At 73.7% G+C, this 17,267-nt stretch carries 20 protein-coding genes; 13 read left to right on the forward strand and 7 right to left on the reverse strand.

All coding sequences use genetic code 11. The features are described 5' to 3' along the window. Window positions 1-3: 3 nt before the first annotated feature. Both ACWEN0_RS30165 and ACWEN0_RS30170 read left to right on the forward strand, forming a co-directional pair. Window positions 4-1,410, forward strand: coding sequence for a lactate utilization protein B (locus ACWEN0_RS30165; protein WP_451981546.1), 1,407 nt, complete (start codon window positions 4-6; stop codon window positions 1,408-1,410). Continuing rightward, entirely contained in the window at window positions 1,407-1,985 is a 579-nt protein-coding gene (locus tag ACWEN0_RS30170) for a LutC/YkgG family protein (RefSeq protein WP_451980927.1), read from the forward strand. The genes ACWEN0_RS30165 and ACWEN0_RS30170 overlap by 4 nt, the downstream gene beginning before the upstream one ends. An 8-nt stretch (window positions 1,986-1,993) precedes the next feature. Here the strand turns inward: ACWEN0_RS30170 and ACWEN0_RS30175 are convergent, their stop codons facing one another. Continuing rightward, the gene (locus tag ACWEN0_RS30175; RefSeq protein ID WP_451980930.1) at window positions 1,994-2,764 is read right to left on the reverse strand and encodes a DUF4097 family beta strand repeat-containing protein; all 771 of its coding nucleotides are present in this window, start codon (window positions 2,762-2,764) and stop codon (window positions 1,994-1,996) included. Between the two features lie 98 nt (window positions 2,765-2,862). After that, window positions 2,863-3,450, reverse strand: a complete 588-nt coding sequence (locus tag ACWEN0_RS30180) for a helix-turn-helix domain-containing protein (RefSeq protein WP_451980932.1) — start codon at window positions 3,448-3,450, stop codon at window positions 2,863-2,865. Window positions 3,451-3,517: 67 nt separating this feature from the next. Here ACWEN0_RS30180 and ACWEN0_RS30185 point away from each other — a divergent pair, with 67 nt between their 5' ends. From ACWEN0_RS30185 to ACWEN0_RS30200, 4 genes are read left to right on the forward strand one after another with little or no spacing between them, the layout of a single operon-like run. Continuing rightward, on the forward strand, window positions 3,518-4,108 hold the full coding sequence (locus ACWEN0_RS30185) for a class I SAM-dependent methyltransferase (RefSeq protein WP_451980935.1): 591 nt from the start codon (window positions 3,518-3,520) through the stop codon (window positions 4,106-4,108). A 16-nt stretch (window positions 4,109-4,124) separates the two neighbouring features. Next, entirely contained in the window at window positions 4,125-4,601 is a 477-nt protein-coding gene (locus ACWEN0_RS30190) for a DinB family protein (RefSeq protein ID WP_451980938.1), read from the forward strand. A 19-nt stretch (window positions 4,602-4,620) separates the two neighbouring features. Then, window positions 4,621-5,361, forward strand: coding sequence for a 5'/3'-nucleotidase SurE (gene surE / locus ACWEN0_RS30195; protein ID WP_451980941.1), 741 nt, complete (start codon window positions 4,621-4,623; stop codon window positions 5,359-5,361). Between the two features lie 39 nt (window positions 5,362-5,400). Next, a complete protein-coding gene (locus ACWEN0_RS30200; protein ID WP_451980944.1) occupies window positions 5,401-5,712 on the forward strand; it encodes a hypothetical protein in 312 nt (103 codons plus the stop codon). Window positions 5,713-5,719: 7 nt separating this feature from the next. Here the strand turns inward: ACWEN0_RS30200 and ACWEN0_RS30205 are convergent, their stop codons facing one another. Further along, window positions 5,720-6,259, reverse strand: coding sequence for a Uma2 family endonuclease (locus tag ACWEN0_RS30205; protein WP_451980947.1), 540 nt, complete (start codon window positions 6,257-6,259; stop codon window positions 5,720-5,722). Window positions 6,260-6,709: 450 nt separating this feature from the next. On the opposite strand from ACWEN0_RS30205, the gene ACWEN0_RS30210 reads away from it, so the two are divergent. After that, entirely contained in the window at window positions 6,710-8,368 is a 1,659-nt protein-coding gene (locus ACWEN0_RS30210) for a TIGR04141 family sporadically distributed protein (protein WP_451980950.1), read from the forward strand. 80 nt (window positions 8,369-8,448) lie between these two features. Here the strand turns inward: ACWEN0_RS30210 and ACWEN0_RS30215 are convergent, their stop codons facing one another. After that, a complete protein-coding gene (locus tag ACWEN0_RS30215; protein WP_451980953.1) occupies window positions 8,449-9,201 on the reverse strand; it encodes an SDR family oxidoreductase in 753 nt (250 codons plus the stop codon). A gap of 72 nt (window positions 9,202-9,273) precedes the next feature. Between ACWEN0_RS30215 and ACWEN0_RS30220 the strand changes: the two genes are divergently transcribed. Continuing rightward, complete coding sequence (locus ACWEN0_RS30220; RefSeq protein WP_451980955.1) at window positions 9,274-10,215, forward strand: RNA polymerase sigma-70 factor; 942 nt, start codon at window positions 9,274-9,276, stop codon at window positions 10,213-10,215. Here ACWEN0_RS30220 and ACWEN0_RS30225 read toward each other — a convergent pair. Both ACWEN0_RS30225 and ACWEN0_RS30230 read right to left on the reverse strand, forming a co-directional pair. Further along, window positions 10,187-10,345 carry a hypothetical protein gene (locus tag ACWEN0_RS30225; protein ID WP_451980958.1) on the reverse strand — a complete coding sequence of 53 codons (159 nt, stop codon included), beginning with the start codon at window positions 10,343-10,345 and terminating at the stop codon, window positions 10,187-10,189. The genes ACWEN0_RS30220 and ACWEN0_RS30225 overlap by 29 nt on opposite strands. A 50-nt stretch (window positions 10,346-10,395) precedes the next feature. Beyond that, window positions 10,396-10,962, reverse strand: a complete 567-nt coding sequence (locus ACWEN0_RS30230) for a MarR family winged helix-turn-helix transcriptional regulator (protein WP_451980961.1) — start codon at window positions 10,960-10,962, stop codon at window positions 10,396-10,398. A gap of 56 nt (window positions 10,963-11,018) precedes the next feature. On the opposite strand from ACWEN0_RS30230, the gene ACWEN0_RS30235 reads away from it, so the two are divergent. Continuing rightward, window positions 11,019-11,738, forward strand: coding sequence for an SDR family NAD(P)-dependent oxidoreductase (locus ACWEN0_RS30235; RefSeq protein WP_451980964.1), 720 nt, complete (start codon window positions 11,019-11,021; stop codon window positions 11,736-11,738). 163 nt (window positions 11,739-11,901) lie between these two features. Next, window positions 11,902-13,014 carry an MFS transporter gene (locus ACWEN0_RS30240; protein WP_451980966.1) on the forward strand — a complete coding sequence of 371 codons (1,113 nt, stop codon included), beginning with the start codon at window positions 11,902-11,904 and terminating at the stop codon, window positions 13,012-13,014. Window positions 13,015-13,180: 166 nt separating this feature from the next. Here the strand turns inward: ACWEN0_RS30240 and ACWEN0_RS30245 are convergent, their stop codons facing one another. Beyond that, on the reverse strand, window positions 13,181-13,984 hold the full coding sequence (locus tag ACWEN0_RS30245; RefSeq protein WP_451980969.1) for an IclR family transcriptional regulator: 804 nt from the start codon (window positions 13,982-13,984) through the stop codon (window positions 13,181-13,183). 164 nt (window positions 13,985-14,148) lie between these two features. On the opposite strand from ACWEN0_RS30245, the gene fae reads away from it, so the two are divergent. Genes fae through ACWEN0_RS30260 form a run of 3 tightly spaced genes read left to right on the forward strand, consistent with a single transcriptional unit; the run spans window position 14,149 to window position 17,266 of the window. Continuing rightward, the gene (gene fae, locus ACWEN0_RS30250; protein WP_451980972.1) at window positions 14,149-14,682 is read left to right on the forward strand and encodes a formaldehyde-activating enzyme; all 534 of its coding nucleotides are present in this window, start codon (window positions 14,149-14,151) and stop codon (window positions 14,680-14,682) included. Beyond that, the gene (locus tag ACWEN0_RS30255; protein WP_451980975.1) at window positions 14,679-15,788 is read left to right on the forward strand and encodes a mandelate racemase/muconate lactonizing enzyme family protein; all 1,110 of its coding nucleotides are present in this window, start codon (window positions 14,679-14,681) and stop codon (window positions 15,786-15,788) included. The genes fae and ACWEN0_RS30255 overlap by 4 nt, the downstream gene beginning before the upstream one ends. Beyond that, the gene (locus ACWEN0_RS30260; protein ID WP_451980978.1) at window positions 15,776-17,266 is read left to right on the forward strand and encodes an aldehyde dehydrogenase; all 1,491 of its coding nucleotides are present in this window, start codon (window positions 15,776-15,778) and stop codon (window positions 17,264-17,266) included. Before ACWEN0_RS30255 ends, ACWEN0_RS30260 begins: the two co-directional genes overlap by 13 nt. Window position 17,267: the final 1 nt, after the last annotated feature.

Raw genomic sequence — 17,267 nt, forward strand, 5'->3', positions numbered from 1 at the left:
GGCATGCCCGCTTTCCCGGCCGCGGCCCGGAAAGCCCTGGCCGACACCCAGTTGCGCCGCAACCTGGCCCACGCCACCGGCACGATCCGCGCCAAGCGCGCGGCCGTCGTCGGCGAGGTGGCCGAGTGGGAGGAGCTGCGGCTCGCGGGCGCGGCGATCAAGGACAACACCCTGCGCCGTCTCGACGAGCACCTGCTGACCCTCGAAGCGGCCCTCCAGGAGCGCGGCGCGACCGTCCACTGGGCGCGCGACGCGCGCGAAGCCTGCGACATCGTCGCCCGGATCGCGCGGGACCACGACGTCGACGAGGTCGTCAAGGTCAAGTCGATGGCGACCCAGGAGATCGGCCTCACCGAAGCGCTGGCCGAACACGGCGTCACGGCCTGGGAAACCGACCTCGCCGAACTGATCGTGCAGCTCGGCGACGACCTGCCCAGCCACATCCTGGTGCCGGCCATCCACCGCAACCGCGCGGAAATCCGGGAGATCTTCCGCCGCCGGATGAGCGGGGCGCCCGAGGACCTGACCGACGACCCGGCCGAACTCGCCGGCGCGGCCCGGGCGCACCTGCGGGAGAAGTTCCTGCGCGCCAAGATGGCCGTCTCCGGGGCGAACTTCGCCGTCGCGGAGAGCGGCACCCTCGTGGTCGTCGAGTCCGAGGGCAACGGCCGCATGTGCCTGACGCTGCCCGAGGTGCTCGTTTCCGTGGTGGGGATCGAAAAGCTCGTGCCGACGTGGGCCGACCTGGACGTCTTCCTCCAGCTCCTGCCGCGCTCGAGCACGGGGGAGCGGATGAACCCGTACACCTCGACGTGGTCGGGCCGCGCGCCCGGGGACGGGCCGCGCGAGACGCACGTGGTGCTGCTCGACAACGGCCGCACCCGGGCGCTCGCCGACGAGGTCGGCCGTCAGGCACTGCGCTGCATCCGGTGTTCGGCGTGCCTCAACGTCTGCCCGGTCTACGAGCGGACCGGCGGCCACGCGTACGGCTCGGTGTACCCCGGTCCGATCGGCGCGATCCTCAACCCGCTGCTCAAGGGCGTCGGCGTCGACGAGCAGACCGATTCGCTGCCCTACGCGTCGAGTCTGTGCGGCGCGTGCTTCGAGGCGTGCCCGGTGCGCATCGACATCCCGGAGGTCCTCGTCCACCTGCGTGCCCAGGTCGTGGACGCGCACCGGGCCGGACCGCCGAAACCCGAAGCGGTGGCGATGAAAACGGCCGCGTGGCTGCTCTCCGACGCCCGCCGGCTCGGGCTCGCCGAACGCGGCTTGGGCGTCGCGAACCGGGTGTTGACCCGCCTCGGCCGCCGCACGCTCTCCCGGTTGCCCTGGCCGGGTTCACTGTGGACGAACGCGCGGGACCTGCCCGTCCCGCCCCGGGAGTCGTTCCGCTCGTGGTGGCGTCGATGACGGCGCGGGAGGAAATCCTGGCCAGGGTCCGGAATGCCTTGCGGGACGCGGACCGGACCGAGGCGGCCGTTCCCCGGGGCTACCGGTCGGTCGCGGTGCCGGACGTCGTGGAGCTGTTCGCCGAACGCGTCGTCGACTACCGCGCCTCCCTGACCCGCTGCCGGGCCGCCGAACTGCCCGGCGCGGTCCGCGCGGCCCTCGGGCCGGCCCGGAAAGTGCTGGTGCCGCAGGGATTTCCGGTGGAGGTCGAGGGTGCCGTCGCGGACGCGGCAGACCTGGACGCCTTCGACGCCGTCGTCACCACCGCCGCGCTCGGCATCGCGACCACCGGGACCCTCGTGCTCGACCACGGACCCGGCCAGGGCCGCCGCGCGCTGAGCCTGGTGCCGGACGTCCACGTCTGCGTGCTGCGCGAAGACCGCATCGTGCCCGGCGTCCCGGACGCCGTCGCGGCGCTGGACCCGGCGCGCCCGCAGACCTGGATCAGCGGCCCCAGCGCCACGAGCGACATCGAGCTGACCCGGGTGGAGGGCGTGCACGGGCCGCGGACCCTGCACGTCATCCTGACCGGCTGAGGCCGGGCTCACCCGGCGGCGCGGCGGACGACGATGTCGTCGCGCCGCGTGCGGGCGAGGATCTTCAGCTCCGCCGTGCCGTCGTGGACGGGCAGCGAGGTGCGGACCGAGCCCTTCGTGCTGTCGGCGTCCACCCGGACCGTGGTGCCCTCGGCGACGCCCACCTCGATGCCACCGGAGGCGTTCGCGAGGTCGGCGTGACCGCGCGTCAGGCGGCCGATCCGGATCGGGCAGTCCGCCGCCTTCGCGACGACACCGCCGTCGGCGCGGTCGATCTCGAGGCGGCCGCTCGAGCCGGTGAAGCCGACGTCGGCGTGCGCGTGGCCGATCCGGACCGCGGCCGTGCCGGCGTCGATGGCGGCGGGCCCGGTGACCCGCTCGACCGTGATCTCGCCGGAGGCGACCTGCCCGCGCAGCGCGGCGACGTGCTCGAGCCGCACGGTGCCCGACGCCGAGTTCAGCTCGCAGTCACCCAGCGGGCCGCCGGTCCGCACGTCGGTCCACGCGGTGTCGAGGACCAGCCGGGAACCGGCGGGCAGCTCGACCGTGATGGCGACCGAGCCGTGCTTCGCGCCCGGCTTCGCCGTCTTGATCGACAGCTCGCCGTCGGCGAAGGCGACTTCCGTGCGCTCGGCGACCTTCACGTCCGACTTGCTCGCGCGGTCGACGGGCTCGACCCGCACCACCGTGTCCCGGCGGTCGCTCGCGGCGACGCGCACCCGGGCGCCGGCGGTGGTCAGCGTGGCGGTGATCGGCCGCGGCGTGGTGTAGGCGGTCATGGCGGTTCCCCTTGCGGTGTCCGTGTTCCGTGGTGTGGTGGGACCACGTTCGCCGACCGGCCTGACACGCACCTGACACCGCGCGGACACCCCCGCGGTCACCGTTCGCGCGCCGCCCGGGCCCGCAGGTGGGCGCGTTCGCCCTGCTGTCCGAAGAGGATGAGCAGCTCGACGGCCTTCCCGTCGGCGCTGCCCAGCCAGTGGGGGAGCGTCGTGTCGAACTCCGCGGCCTCGCCCGCGGGCAGCACCAGGTCGTGCTCGCCGAGCACCAGCCGCAGCCGCCCGTGCAGGACGTAGAGCCACTCGTAGCCGTCGTGGGTCTGGTGTGCCGGTTCGAGGGGACGGTCGCTGCTCGGGATGATCATCTTGTACGCCTGCATGCCACCCGGCCGGCGCGACAGCGGCACGAACGTCATGCCGCGGCGGTGGATCGGCGTCAGGTGGACGCGGGGGTCGCCGGTGCGGGGCGCGCCGACGAGGTCGTCCAGCGGGACCTGGTAGGCGCGCGCCAGCGGGAGCAGCAGTTCCAGGCCGGCGCGCCGCTGCCCGCTTTCCAGCCGGGACAGCGTGCTCTCGGACACGCCGGTGGTGCCGGCCAGCTCGGCCAGCGTCAGCCCGCGGGCGCGGCGCAGGGCCCGCAGCCGGGGGCCGACCGCGTGCAGGACGTCTTCGAAGTCGTCGCTCACCCCGGCCATCTTGCCGAAACCGCAAGAACGCGTGCCACCTCGGCACGTCCGGCGCCAGGGTGGGGCCATGACCGAAGACGCCACCCGCTTCTGGGACGACCACCACGCGACCCGGCGGGCCGAACCCCGCGCCAACGTCCGGCTCACCGAAGTCGTGGCCGGCCTCGACCCCGGCACCGCACTCGACCTCGGCTGCGGGGCCGGCGGTGACGCGCTGTGGCTCGCCCGCCGCGGCTGGCGCGTGACCGCGGCCGACATCTCCGGCGTGGCGATCGCCCGCCTGGCCGGCCACGCCCGGGTCTCCGCCGAGCGCCACGACCTGGCCGAGACGTTCCCCTCCGGCCGCTTCGACCTCGTCTCGGCGCACTACCTGCACACGTCCTTCGCCCTGCCCCGCGCGCAGGTCCTGCGGAAGGCCGCGGGGGCACTGACGCCCGGCGGACGGCTGCTGGTCGTCGACCACGGTTCGGTCGCGCCGTGGTCGTGGCACCCGGACGCGGACTTTCCGTCGCCGTTCGAGGTCGCCCGGTCGCTCGACCTCGACCCCGCGGTGTGGGCGGTCGAGCGGGCGGAAGCGCTTTCCCGCCACGCCACCGGCCCCGGCGGGCAGGCCGCCGACGTCGTCGATCACCTGTTGCTGATCCGCCGCACCCGCTGACTGCCGAGGAGAACCGATGCCCCGTCGCAACGACACCCCGCCGCCGCGGACCGGACCCGGCGAGAAGGACGTGCTGCGCGGCTTTCTCGACCAGCTGCGCGCCGCCGTCGCCGCGAAGGCCGAAGGCGTGCCGGAACCACAGGCGCGGACGCCCGGCGTGCCCTCGGGCACGTCGCTGCTGGGCCTGGTCCGGCACCTGACCCACGTCGAGCGCTTCACCTTCCTCGGCGAGCGCCCGAAGGACTGGCCCGGCACGTTCCGGCCGCGGCCGGACGAGACGGCCGCGGCCCTGCTGACCGGCTACCGCACCGCGGTCGAGGAGGCCAACGCCGTCATCGACGCCTGCACCGACCTGACCGAGCCGGTACCCCGCCCGGGCGGCACGCCGCCGTCGATGCGCTGGGCACTGGTGCACATGATCGAGGAGACCGGCCGTCACGCCGGGCACGCCGACATCCTCCGCGAACTGATCGACGGCAGCACCGGCCGGTGAAGCCGGGTACGTTTCCGGTGTGCGGGCACTGATCACCAACGACGACGGCATCGCGTCCCCGGGCCTGCTCGCCCTGGCCCGCGGTGCGGTGGCGCACGGCTGGACCGTCACCGTCGCCGCGCCGGCGGGGGAGGCCAGCGGGACCAGCGCCGGCCTGAGTGCCACCGGGGACGACGGGCGGATCGCCGTCGAGCGGCGGGAGCTGCGCGGCCTGCCGGACGTGCCCGCGTACGCCGTGGCCGCCCACCCCGGGCTCATCGCGCTGGCCGCCTCGCAAGGCGCCTTCGGCGAGCCCCCGGACGTGGTGCTGTCCGGGGTGAACCTCGGGGCGAACATCGGCCGCGCGGTACTGCATTCGGGCACCGTCGGCGCGGCCCTGACGGCGTCGCTCCACGGGGCGCGTGCGCTCGCGGTGTCGCTCGACGCCGGGCTGGAACCCGGGCCGGACCCGCACTGGGACACCGCCGTCGCGGTCGCGGCGACGCTGTTCGACCGGCTCGCCGCCTTGCCCGCCGGCACCGTGCTGAACCTCAACGTCCCCGACCGGGCCGAGGCCGGCGAGCCGCGCCGGGCCGGGCTGGCCGAGTCCGGTGCGGTCCGCGGCCGCGTCGGGCACGACGGCGACGGCTCGATCAGCCTCACCGCCGTGGTCGTCGAAGGCGAACTGCCGCCCGGGAGCGACGCGCGGCTGCTCGCCGAGGGCCACCCGACCGTGACGGCCCTGCGTTCGGTGGCCGAAGACCCCGACGTGCGGCTCTGATCTCCCGGACTTACGCGGCGGATGTGCGAAGGTAGCGGGATGCACGGCCGGACGGGGAGGCCCGGTGGCCCCGAGAACGGCGCGAGGTCGGTCGCGGACCTCGCGCGGATGTCGGCGTGGACGGTGACCGGCTCGCGCGGGCACTGGACCACCGCCGAGCGCGTCGTGGCGCTCGGGAACCGCCGCTGGGTGGTCGGGCTGACCCCGACCGCGGGCGGCGCGACGGCCCTGATGCTGTGGCGCGACGACGACATCGTCGCCCACCGCCGCGGCCCCGAGGCGGCGCTGTGCGACCTCGCGCTGCGGTGGATCACGAACCTGCTGTCCGGCCGCCCGTGGGACGGCCGCTGACCGGGGTTCAGTGCGGCGAGACGAGGTCCGCCGCGCGCAGGGTCAGCTCGTACGGCGTCGTGAGCGCCACGGGCTCGTCGTCCCGGCCCTCGGCGTCGAGGACGTAGGCGTCTCCCTCGAGCCGGAAGCAGCTCATGCTGGGCACGCGCGGGTCGACGACCCAGTAGAACGGGCAGCCCGCCGCGGCGAGCCGGGCCGGTTTGAGGTGCAGGTCGATGTGGCGGCTGGACGGGGAGACGACTTCGACGGCGAGGACGGGGACCCCGACGAGCGCGCGGTCGGTGAACGTGTCGCGGCGGCCGACGACGACGTCCGGGATGAGCACCGTGTGCTCGTCGAGCACGACGTCGAGTGGAGCGGGGAGAACCTCGCAGTCCGCAGGGCAAAGCGGGGTGAGCGCGGCGAGCAGGCGCGCGACCACCCTCTGGTGCAGCGGACGCGGGGACGGGCTCACTAGGAGGGTCCCGTCCACCAGTTCGTAACGGCGGCGTTCATCGGTGATCAGCTCCAGGTCCCGGCGGGTGAGACGGTCTCCGTGTGCGAACATCGGGACTGTCTCCATGCTGCCCCCAGCGTCGGGCCGGACGGGAATCGACCAGCCCAGGTTAGTGGGGTACACGGCGCAGCGCGAACCGCCGCTCCGTGACCGCCCCCGCCCGGCCGGCCCAGTCCGCGGCCCGGCTGTCCGGTGTGGATGGTCACGGTGCGTGCGGCCATTCTTCCGGCGGTGCCCGAACAGCGCAGAATAGCCGGTAAATGCGGCCGAACGAGTGCACTGGAACAATTCTTGCGGTGGCCGTTTACCGGCCTTCCCCCGGTCACGTCCCGATCATCTGCCGGACTTCTGACCAGCCTTGATGTCACGGTGAGGACGCGAAGGAGCGTATCGCGAGCGCTTCCTGTCGGCAAGATTTCGGTGTTCAAGCCGAATTAACCGGATGGGCACGGGCGGACGTTATCCTGAACGGACGCAGTTTTACGGGAGGCCGGTGATCGCATGGCTTCGACGTCCGCTCCGAGCAAGCCCGTGTCGCTGTTCCGGCTCGACGGCACCGCGGCCCCGGACGAGCTGCTGGTGCCGCTGAAGGACGGGCAGGTCACCACCGACACCGAGGTCGACCTCTCCGGCACGCGAGCGCGGCTGGTCGCGGGCAGGTTCCGCACCGAGGCCCCGCAGTGGCTCCCGCACGCCGCTGCCCTGACCGGGACCGAACTCGCGCTGTCGTCCGAACTGCCGTTCGCGGTGCTGCTCGTCCCGCGCGCGGCGTGGACCTACGCGGTCACCTGGGGCGCGGGCCACCTCACCCTCAACGACGAGCACGTCGAACAGGGTTTCGGCCTGCTGTTCGGGATCCGGCGGCTCGACCCGTTCGACCTCGGCCTGATCGCCAGCGCGGCCCTGGACACCTCCGCGCGCGCGACGCAGACGTCGATCCCCGGTGGCGGCGACCTTTCGGCGTTCCGCCTGGAACCGTACGGCGAGCTGGTCAACCGGCTGGCCGGGACGGCCGACCTCGCCGACCTCACCTACGGCCGGGTGACCGGGCGCCGGCACCGCATCCGCGCCGGCACCGCCGTGTGGCTGCCCCTGGCCAAGGACCCCGCGGCGTTCCTGGCCGACCTCGACGCCGTCGGCGCGGTGGTCGACGGGCCGGACGCGCACTCGTCGCTGCGGTTCGTCGCCCAGACCCGGCCGATGGACCGCCACGACCGGGTCGCCCCGGTCCTGGAGCGCCGGCTGGCGGAAAGCCTTGCGGGCGACGAGGAAGACCGGCTGGGCATCGCCTGGCCCGCGACGGCGGTGCAGGACGCCGAGCGCGCGGGCTCGTTCCGCGTCAGCGGCCTCGGTCCCGGCGGGCCGTTCGCCGTGCCGGGCCGGCTGGAGGCCGGGCACCTGACCGACCGCCTCGCGGAAATCCCGGTCGCCGACCGGCTGAAGGCGGTGCGCGCCGGGCGGATCGTCGCGTGCGCCGACGACGCGGGCGAGGAGGAGGCCGGCGCGTCGATCCCGGTCGGGCGTTGGCTGGTGTTCGAGACCTCGATCGACCACGTCCGGTACGTCTTCCACCAGGGGCGGTGGTACCGGATCGGCGAGACCTACGTGCGCCAGATGCGCGAGCAGGTCGCCGCGATGCTGGCGCGCCGCTTCGCGTGGCCCGCGGTCACGTGGGTCCCGACCGGGGCGCCCGACGACGAGAACCGGTACTGCCGGGAGGTGGCCCGCGAGCCGGGTTTCCTGTGCCTGGACCGGGATTTCGCCACCACGCCCCGGCACCCGCGGTTCGAGCTGTGCGACCTGCTCGGGCCCGCCGGCGAGCTCATCCACGTCAAGTGGCTCGGCCGCGCGACGGCGGCCAGCCACCTGTGCACGCAGGCGCTCGTCTCGGCCGACGCCCTGGCCTACGAGCCCGAGGCGCTGGCCCAGCTCGCCGCGAAGGCGCCCGGCCGCGCGATCACCCGGGTCCCGCGCACGGTCGTGCTCGCCGCGGCGGGCCGCTCGTGGAACGTCGACGAACTGTTCACGCTGTCGCAGGTCGCGTTGCTGCGGCTGGACCGCTCGGTGCGGGCGCTGCAGGCGACGTTGCGGTTCGCCGACATCCCGTACGAGCCGAAGTCCCGCCGACGCGCCCAGCCGGTCCGCCGTCGCCGCGGCTAGCCTTCCTCGACGTCGCCGCCACGACCGGGGACCGTGGTGTGGGGCGTGGTGGCGCTGCGCGCGCCCGGCCGCGGTGACCGCTACCAGGGCACCGCGCCGTCCGCGCAGAAGAAGCCGCCGGTCGGGCCGTCCGCGCCGAGGGTCGCGAGCCGGACCACCGCCGCCGCGCCCTGGGCCGTCGTGAGGAATCCCGTGTGGTTGTTGATGTCCGTGTCGACGTAGCCCGGGTCGGCCGCGTTGACCAGGATGCCGTCCTTGCGCAGCTCGTTCGCGTACTGCACGGTCAGCGCGTTCACCGCGCTCTTGGACGGCGAGTACGCGGCCGACGCCGGGAGCGCGGCGAGCGGGCCGCCGGGGTCGCTCGCGATCGTCAGGGAACCGGCGCCGCTGCTGACGTTGACGATGCGCGGGGCCGGTGCCCGCCGCAGCAGGGGGAGCAGGGCGTTGGTCACCGCGATCACGCCGAAGACGTTCGTCTCGAAGACCGCCCGGACCATGGCGAGGTCGACCGTGCTCGGCACCTGGTCGAGGGCGTCCACCGGCGAAACCGGCCCGGACCCCGTGATGCCCGCGTTGTTGACGAGCACGTCGAGACGCCCGAAGCGCTCTTCGACTTCCTTCGCCGCTTCGTCGATGGTGGCCGCGTCGGTGACGTCCAGGACGATCGGGTGCACGTCCCCGCTCATCTCCGCGGCCGCCGCCGCACCGCGCTGCCAGTCCCGCGCGCCGACGAGCACCGTCATGCCCAGTGCGGCGAGCTGCTCCGCGGTCGCGCGGCCGATGCCCTTGTTCGCGCCGGTGACCAGTGCGATCCGTGTCGTGGTTTCGTTCATGCCTCCCGAGACGAGACAGGCCCGCCGATCCGTGACATGTCACAACCGGCGGGCCTGTCTCGTCTCGGGCACGTGACGAAAGCCGAGGAGTTCGAAGACCTGCGCCCGCTGCTGTTCTCCATCGCCTACCGGATTCTCGGCAGCGTGGGCGAGGCCGAGGACGCGGTCCAGGAGACGTGGCTGCGCTACGAGGTGTCCACGTCGCGGCCCACGTCGGCGAAGGCGTTCCTGTCGGCCACGGTGTCGCGGATCGCCATCGACGTCCTGCGCTCGGCGCGGGTCCGGCGGGAGGAGTACGTCGGGCAGTGGTTCCCCGAGCCGCTGCTGGCCGACCCGTACGAGGACCCGGCACGCTCGGCCGAGCTGGCCGACTCGGTGTCGATGGCGGCGTTGCTGCTGCTGGAACGGCTGAGCCCGCTCGAACGGGCGGTGTTCGTGCTGCGGGAGGTGTTCGGCTTCGGCTTCGCCGACGTCGCGTCGGCGGTGGGCCGCTCCGAAGCGGCGTGCCGCCAGCTCGCGGTCCGGGCCCGCCGGCACATGGACGCGGGCCGCGCCCGGTTCGCGGCGGACCGCCAAGAGCGCGCGCGGCTGGCCGAACGGTTCTTCGGCGCCTTCCGCGATGGCGACCTCGACGGCCTCCGCGAGCTGCTCGCCGCCGACGTCGAGCTGGTCGGCGACAGCGGCGGCAAAGCACCACTGTGGGGCGAGGGCGTTTTCGGCGCCGAGCCGGTGGCCCGGCTGCTGACCGCGTTCGCCGCGCCGTTCGCCCGGATCGGTGGCGCCGTGGAACCCCGCGAGGTCAACGGCCAGCCGGGCGCGCTGTTCCGCGACCGCGACGGCAAGGTCGTCACCACACTGGTGCTCGACGTCCTCGACGGGCGCGTCCAGACGATCCGCGCGGTGCTGAACCCGGACAAGCTCGCGCACCTGGGCCCGGTCGCGGACGCCTGGACGGTGGCCCGCGAGACGAACCGCGCCCGCCGGGTCAGCCCCGGCCGAGGGTCTTGCGCTTGACGAAGCCGATCGCGCCGGTGGCCACGAACAGCACCGCGCCCACGATGATCAGCCAGAAGAGGCCCTTGATCGCGATGCCGAGCACCACGAGAACGGCCCAGACCACCAGCAGTCCGATGATGAGTCCCATGTCGGCTCCCTCCGGGATGTGGCCGGAGTGATACCCCGCCGGGCGGCGCGCTACACCCCGCGGAGTTCTCGGCCTTCCCCTCCCGAGGCGGACGTGCGCTCGTGCAGCGACGCCTCCAGCTTGGCCAGGAGCCCGGTGAGGGTCGTGCGTTCGTCGCGGGTGAGGCCGCCGATCAGGTCCGCCTCGTGCTCCAGGAGCCGGCGTACGGTCGCTTCGACCAGGCTGTGCCCGGCGTCGGTGAGCCGGACCGCGACCGCGCGGCGCGAGGCCGATGACGGTGACCGCTCGACCAGACCCGCCTGCTCGGCGCGGGCGACCCGCTGCGAGACCGCGCCCGCCGTGACCAGCGTGCGGCGCGTGATCTCGCGGGTGGTCAGCTCGTAGGGCGGGCCCGCCCGCCGGATCACGCTGAGCAGGTCCAGGGTCGACGGGTCGATCCCGAGCACGGCCAGCGTCCGGCGCCGGTCGTCGGCCAGCAGCTTCGCGATGCGCCACGCGGGCGTGATGACCTCGATGGACTCGGTCCGCACGCCGGGCAGTTCCCGGTGCCACGACGACGCGATGTCCGCCGCGGGCCAGCGCAGGATCGCTTCCATCGGGTAGCTGTCGTTGGACACCCGGGCCTCCCCGTTGCTACGTTTAGAGCTAAACATAGCAGGAGGAGGAGTTCTCTGTGAGTCGCATCGTGCTGGTCACCGGGGGTGGGACCGGGCTGGGCAAGGCGGTCGCCGCGCGCTTCCGCGAGGATGGCGACACGGTGGTCGTCACCGGCCGCGACGCCGGCCGGCTCGCGCGCACGGCGGGCGAGCTCGACGTCCGGCCGATCCCGTGCGACGCCACCGATCCCGCGCAGGTGGCGCGGCTGGCCGACGAGCTGGGCGCCGACCTCGACGTGGTCGTCAACACGGCCGGCGGCAACACCGACTTCGGCGCGGACCGGGCTCCGGGGCTCGAGGGCGTGCTTTCGGCGTGGCGGGCCAATCTGGACGCCAACCTGCTCAGCGCCGTGCTGACGACGTCCGCCGTGCTCGGCAAGCTGCGCCCGGGCGGGACGATCGTCAACGTCGGGTCGATCGGCGCCGAATACGCGTCATCGTCCTACGGTGCGGCGAAAGCGGCGCTCGCGGCGTGGACCGCGGGCCTGTCGGCGGAAGTCGGTCCGAAAGGGCTTACCGCCAACCTGATCTCACCCGGCTACATCGCCGAGACGGAGTTCTTCCGCGGGAGGCTCACCGAGCAGCGGCGGGCGGCGCTCATCGCGAGGACGCACAACGGGCGCGCCGGGCACCCGCGTGACGTCGCCGAGACGACGCACTTCCTGGCTTCCGCGGGGGCACGGCACATCACCGGGCAAACGCTGCACGTCAACGGGGGTGCGCACACCACGCGCTGACCGTCCACAAGGGATGTAAGCGCTTCCGCACGTGCACTCGCACCTGCATGGACAGCAGGTTAACTTCGCGTATACGTCAGCTGACGGATGTCTGACGTACGTGTGTTGCGGAGCATTGCTCCCCGGAGCCCGGAGCTCCGGACCCTCGTCGCGAGGAGGAGCCATGTCCCGCAGTACCGCCATTTCCACGCTCGTGGTGTTCGCGCTGGCGCTCAACCTGAGGCCGGCGGTGACGAGCCTGGGTGCCGCCCTGCCGGACGTCTCCGTCGTCGGGGGGCTGACCGCCGCGGTGCTGGTCGCGCTGCCGTTGTGGGCGATCGGTCTCGGCGGCTGGGCGGCGCCGTGGCTGTGCGGCCGTGTCGGTTCGCACCGGACCGTCACCGTGTCCCTGATCGGGCTGGCGTCCTCGCTGGCCGGGCGGGTGCTCGGCGGCTCGGCGCTGCTGCTGGTCGGGACGGCGCTGGCGTGCCTGTCGCTCGCCGTGCTCGGCACGATGCTGCCGCTGCTGGCCGGCGGGTCCGCCGCCTACCCGCTCGGGCTCGGCCTGGGCAGCACGGTCGGCGCGCTGCTGACCCCGGCGGCGGTGACCTCGTCGTCGTGGCGGATCGGCCTGGGCGTCTGGGCGGTCGCGGCCGTGGCGGCCCACCAGCTGTGGCGGCACACCCCCGGTGACTTCCGGTCGCCGCGGGCGGCGACGGAAGCCGTGCGCCCCTACGCCTTGACGATCTACTTCGGGCTGGTTTCGACGGTGACGTTCCTGGTCATGGGCCGGCTCCCCGGCATCCTGCGCGAGGCGGGCGTTTCGCCGGCGACCGCGGGTGCGTGCCTGGCCCTGTCGATGGCACTGGGCCTGCCGATGATGTGGCTGGTCCCGGGCTGGACGCGGAAGTGGGAGAACCAGACGCTGCTGGTGGTCGCGCTGGCCGTGCCCAACGTCGTCGGCATCACCGGCCTGCTCGCCGCCCCCGCGGCCGCGCCCTGGGTGTGGGCCGGGGCCACCGGCCTGGGCATGGGGTCGCTCGCGTTCGCCCTGACCACGATCTCGTTGCGCAGCAAGAACGGCTCGCCCGCGTTGTCCGCGGTGGTCCAGGGCGCGGGCTACCTGATGGCCGGGTTCGGCGTGCTGGCCTGCGGCTGGCTCTACACCCGGACCGGATCGTGGCAGGTGCCGCTGCTCCTGGTGCTGGCGATCCTGCTCGCCCAGGTCGTCAGCGGGCACCTCACGGTCGCCCACCGGACCCCGGCGCCGGTGTTCCTCGAGCACCGGGCCGCCTGACCCGCACAGGCGGCCCGGTCCGCGGGCGGCGGGGCCGAGTCCGGGCCCCGCCGGTCCGGAACCGGGCGTCCGGACCGAGTGCCCGCGCAAGGCGTCGTGAGTGTTCAGGGGCGGCTCCCACCGCTCTGAACACTCACGACAGCCTGTGCGCCGCGCGGCGGGCCACTCAGGTCAGCCGGGCGGTGGGCGGCGGTTTCGGGCGCGCCTCCCAGCCGAGGTGCGCGGAGACCCGCGCGGCGGCCTTCGCCGTGACGAGGCCCGCGGCGTCGAGGCCCTCGCCGAGCCGTCCGGCGGGCGCCGAGACGTTCAGCGCGGCGACGACCCGGCCGCGGAAGTCCCGGATCGGCGCGGAAACGCCGACCAGGCCGGCCTCGAACTCCTCGCGGACCCGGGCGTAGCCGTCGCGGCGGGCCTGCTGGATCTTCGCCCACAGCTCGGGCAGAGTGTGCACTTCGGACAGTGGGTGGTCGGCGGCCAGTGCGGGGAAGCGGACGTACAGGTCGTCGGGCGTGGCGTCGAGGAGCAGCACGCGCCCCGCCGACGTGCAGTACGCCGGCACGCCGCGGCCTTCCCAGCCGTGCACCCGGAAGGAGTGCCCGGACACCGAGAGCAGCGTCAGCACCTCCTGGTCGCGCAGCACGCACAGGTGGTTGGTCTCTTCGAGCTCGGCCGACAGCTCCCGCATCACGGGCTCGGCCGCGCGCACGAGCCGGTCCTCGACCGTCCGGGCGACCAGCGAGAACAGCCGCCACCCGAGCCGGTAGCCGAGCGTGTCCGGGTCCCGTTCGACGATGCCCTCCTCGGCGAGTGCCTTGAGCGCCCGCGACACCTGGCTCTTCTCCCGCCCCGTGAGCTGCGCGAGGCGGACGACGCCCAGCTCTCCGGCGCGCTGCGCCTCGGGCGAGGCGAGCGCCTCGAGGAGGTCCAGGTCGCGGCGCAGGCCGTGCCCCTGGTGCCGGGTGTCGTCCATGCCGGGAAAGGTACCTCTGTGGTCCGCCGGCGAGGTGACCACCGGCCAAGGCCGGGGTTGGCGCCAGCGCAACCCGCGTTGCGATGTCCCGCCGGGCCTTGCCCGCCGTTTCCGGGCGCTCTTACCGTCGATCCCGCCGCCCACCCCATCGACCTGGAGCACCCATGACTTTCGCGTCCACCGCGCTCATCGGCGAGGCCTTCGTCGGCGAGGGCGCCAACGCCGCCCACACGAACGTCGTGCTGGGCCGCCGGGGCGGACCGGTGGAAGCCGCGTGGGCCACCGCCCTCGCCACCCCCAGCGCCGGTCACGTGCCCTTCGTGACCGTGCTGCGCCCGTCCGTGCCGGTCCAGCCGCCGACGCTGTTCGTGCCCAAGGCCGCCGCCGAGACGGACCTGCACCGCCGCGCCACCTGGGGTGCCGCGCAGGCCGGGCTCGCGCAGGGCGTCGTCGACGCCGTCGAGGCCGGGGACATCCCCGCCGACGAGACCGGCGCCCTGCTGCTCATCGCCGCCATCTGGGTGAACCCCGAGGTCGACGACCTCGACGAGGCCTTCGCCAACCAGCGCGAAGCCGCCGCCCGGGCGGTCCGCGCCGCCGTCGCAGGCGTCCCCACGGCCGCCGACGTGCTCGAAGCGGCCCGCGCGGGCGCCGCCAACCCCTTCTACACGCCGTCCCGGGAGGCGGTGGCCCGATGAAGATCACCGGCATCACGCTCGACCACCTGCGGCTGGAGCTGGACCCGCCGCTGCGCGCGGCCTGGGACCCCGACCCGCGGCGCCACTTCGACGCCACGATCGTGCGCGTCCACACCGACGACGGCGTCACCGGCATCGGCTCCGGCGACACCATGGCCGGCTTCGCCGCCGTCGAGCACCTGTTCCTCGGCGAAGATCCCCTCGACATCGTCCGGCACGTCAAGGCGATCGAGACGGCCAACTTCCACGGCGGCTGCTTCTGGCCGCTCGAAGTCGCGCTCTGGGACATCATCGGCCAGGTCGCGGGCCTGCCCGTCGCGACGCTGTTCGGGAACTCCGCCCGTGCACTGCCCGCGTACGCCTCTTCGGCCGAGCTGAAGTCGCCCGAGGAGCGCGTCGAGACGGCGCTGCGGGCCCGTGAGGCCGGCTTCCGCGCCATGAAGATCCGCATCGACCGCGACCGGGTGGACGACGGTGTCGCCGCGGTGGCCGCCGTGCGCGAGGCCTTGGGGCCGGACTTCGAGATCATGGTCGACCTCAACCAGTCCTGGCGGATGGCGGGCGACACCGCGCCCGCGTCCGATCTGGCCAAGACCCGCAAGCTGGTCCGCCGGCTCGCCGAGCTGGACGTCTTCTGGGTCGAAGAACCCTTGCCGTACCACGACCTCGACGGCTTCAAGACGCTCCGCGCGGAGAACCCCGGCGTGCGGATCGCGGCGGGGGAGATGCACCACTCGGTGCCGGAACTGGTGCGCTACCTCGAAGAAAACGTCCTCGACGTCTACCAGATGGACGTCGTGCTCGCGGTCGGCATGCACCGCGCCCGGACGCTGGCCGAGCTCGCGCAGCTCAAGCACCGCGCGTTCACCCCGCACAGCTGGACCAACGGCATCGGCGTGCTGGCCAACCTGCACGTCTCGGCCGGCGTCGGCGGCGGCCCGTACTTCGAGTTCCCGTGGGATCCGCCGGGGTGGACGCCCGAGCGCCGGGACTTCATGCTGGCCGAGCCCGTGATGATCACCGCGGCGGGCGAGCTCGAGGTCCCGCAGCGGCCCGGGCTCGGCATCGACCTGGACGAGGAGGCGGTGGACCGGTGGCGGATCTGACCCACCAGGACTGGCTGGCGGCGGCGGAAAAACTGGCCCCCGAGACGCGGCCGTTCATCGGCGGCAGGCACGTGCGGTCCACTTCGGACGAAACCTTCCCCAGCATCTCGCCGCGCGACGGCCGGGAGATCGCCCGCATCCCCGCGGGCAGCGAGGAAGACGTCGACCGGGCGGTCCGCGCGGCCCGCGAGTCCTTCGAGGACGGACGCTGGCGCGAGCTGCCACCCCGCGAGCGCAAGGCGATCCTGCTGCGCTGGGCCGACGCCGTCACCGCGCACACGGCCGAGCTCGCCCTGCTCGACACCCTCGAAATGGGCAAGCCGATCAGCGAGTCCCAGCGCGTCGACGTCGCCAAGACGGCCGAGACGATCGCCTGGTACGCCGAGGCGATCGACAAGACCTACGACGAGGTCGCCCCGACCGGCGGCGACGCCCTCGCCTGGATCACCCGCGAGCCCCTCGGCGTGGTCGGCGCGGTCGTGCCGTGGAACTACGCCCTGCTCATCGCGTCCTGGAAGCTCGGCCCGGCCCTGGCGACCGGCAACTCGGTGGTGCTCAAGCCCGCCGAACAGACGTCGCTGGCCGCGCTGCTCCTGGCCCGGCTGGCGAGCGAAGCCGGGCTGCCGGACGGCGTGCTCAACGTCGTCCCCGGCCGCGGCGAAGTCGTCGGCCAGGCCCTCGGGCGCCACCCGGAGGTCGACAAGATCGCCTTCACCGGCTCGGCCGAGGTCGCGCGGCTCTTCCAGGTCTACGCCGGGGAGTCCAACGGCAAGCAGGTCGCGGTGGAGGCAGGCGGCAAGTCGCCGCAGCTGATCCTGCCCGAAGCCGACCTCTCCGCCGCCGCTTCCGCGGTGGCGTGGGGCATCTTCTACAACGCCGGCCAGACCTGCAACGCCGGTTCGCGGGTGATCGTGCCCGCCGCGCTGAAGGACCGGCTGCTCGCCGAGGTCGTCAAGATCACCGAGGAGACGTTCCGGCCGGGCGACCCGCTGGACCCGGCGACCGTGCTCGGTCCGCTCGTCGACGCCGTCCAGCTCGACCGCGTCCTCGGCTACCTCGACACCGCCCGCGCCGAGGGCGGCACGATCGTGCACGGCGGGACCCACGACGGCCTGACCCTCGACCCGACCATCGTCGACGACGTCCGCCCTGGCACGACCATCGAGCGCGAAGAGGTCTTCGGCCCGGTGCTTTCGGTGCTCACCTACGACGGCTCGCCGGACGAAGGCGTCCGCCTGGCCAACGACACCGACTTCGGCCTGGTGGCGTCGGTCTGGACGCGCGACGTCACCACCGCCCATCGCGTCGCGAAACGGTTGCGCGCCGGCACGGTGTGGATCAACACCTTCGACGCGAGCGACGTGATCACCCCGTTCGGCGGCTTCAAGGCGACCGGCGCCGGTCGCGACAAGTCCCTGCACGCCCTCGACGCCTACACCGCCCTCAAGACCACCTGGCTCAACCTCCCGGAGACCTAGC

The sequence above is a fragment of the Amycolatopsis sp. NPDC004378 genome (assembly GCF_053602455.1).

Bases quoted from the DNA above. Each gene is read 5' to 3' on its own strand.
- ACWEN0_RS30165 (WP_451981546.1), top strand. From the start codon at position 4: ATGCCCGCTTTCCCGGCCGCGGCCCGGAAAGCCCTGGCCGACACCCAG.
- ACWEN0_RS30170 (WP_451980927.1), top strand. From the start codon at position 1,407: ATGACGGCGCGGGAGGAAATCCTGGCCAGGGTCCGGAATGCCTTGCGG.
- ACWEN0_RS30175 (WP_451980930.1), bottom strand. From the start codon at position 2,764: ATGACCGCCTACACCACGCCGCGGCCGATCACCGCCACGCTGACCACC.
- ACWEN0_RS30185 (WP_451980935.1), top strand. From the start codon at position 3,518: ATGACCGAAGACGCCACCCGCTTCTGGGACGACCACCACGCGACCCGG.
- ACWEN0_RS30190 (WP_451980938.1), top strand. From the start codon at position 4,125: ATGCCCCGTCGCAACGACACCCCGCCGCCGCGGACCGGACCCGGCGAG.
- ACWEN0_RS30200 (WP_451980944.1), top strand. From the start codon at position 5,401: ATGCACGGCCGGACGGGGAGGCCCGGTGGCCCCGAGAACGGCGCGAGG.
- ACWEN0_RS30205 (WP_451980947.1), bottom strand. From the start codon at position 6,259: ATGTTCGCACACGGAGACCGTCTCACCCGCCGGGACCTGGAGCTGATC.
- ACWEN0_RS30210 (WP_451980950.1), top strand. From the start codon at position 6,710: ATGGCTTCGACGTCCGCTCCGAGCAAGCCCGTGTCGCTGTTCCGGCTC.
- ACWEN0_RS30215 (WP_451980953.1), bottom strand. From the start codon at position 9,201: ATGAACGAAACCACGACACGGATCGCACTGGTCACCGGCGCGAACAAG.
- ACWEN0_RS30225 (WP_451980958.1), bottom strand. From the start codon at position 10,345: ATGGGACTCATCATCGGACTGCTGGTGGTCTGGGCCGTTCTCGTGGTG.
- ACWEN0_RS30240 (WP_451980966.1), top strand. From the start codon at position 11,902: ATGTCCCGCAGTACCGCCATTTCCACGCTCGTGGTGTTCGCGCTGGCG.
- ACWEN0_RS30245 (WP_451980969.1), bottom strand. From the start codon at position 13,984: ATGGACGACACCCGGCACCAGGGGCACGGCCTGCGCCGCGACCTGGAC.
- fae (WP_451980972.1), top strand. From the start codon at position 14,149: ATGACTTTCGCGTCCACCGCGCTCATCGGCGAGGCCTTCGTCGGCGAG.
- ACWEN0_RS30255 (WP_451980975.1), top strand. From the start codon at position 14,679: ATGAAGATCACCGGCATCACGCTCGACCACCTGCGGCTGGAGCTGGAC.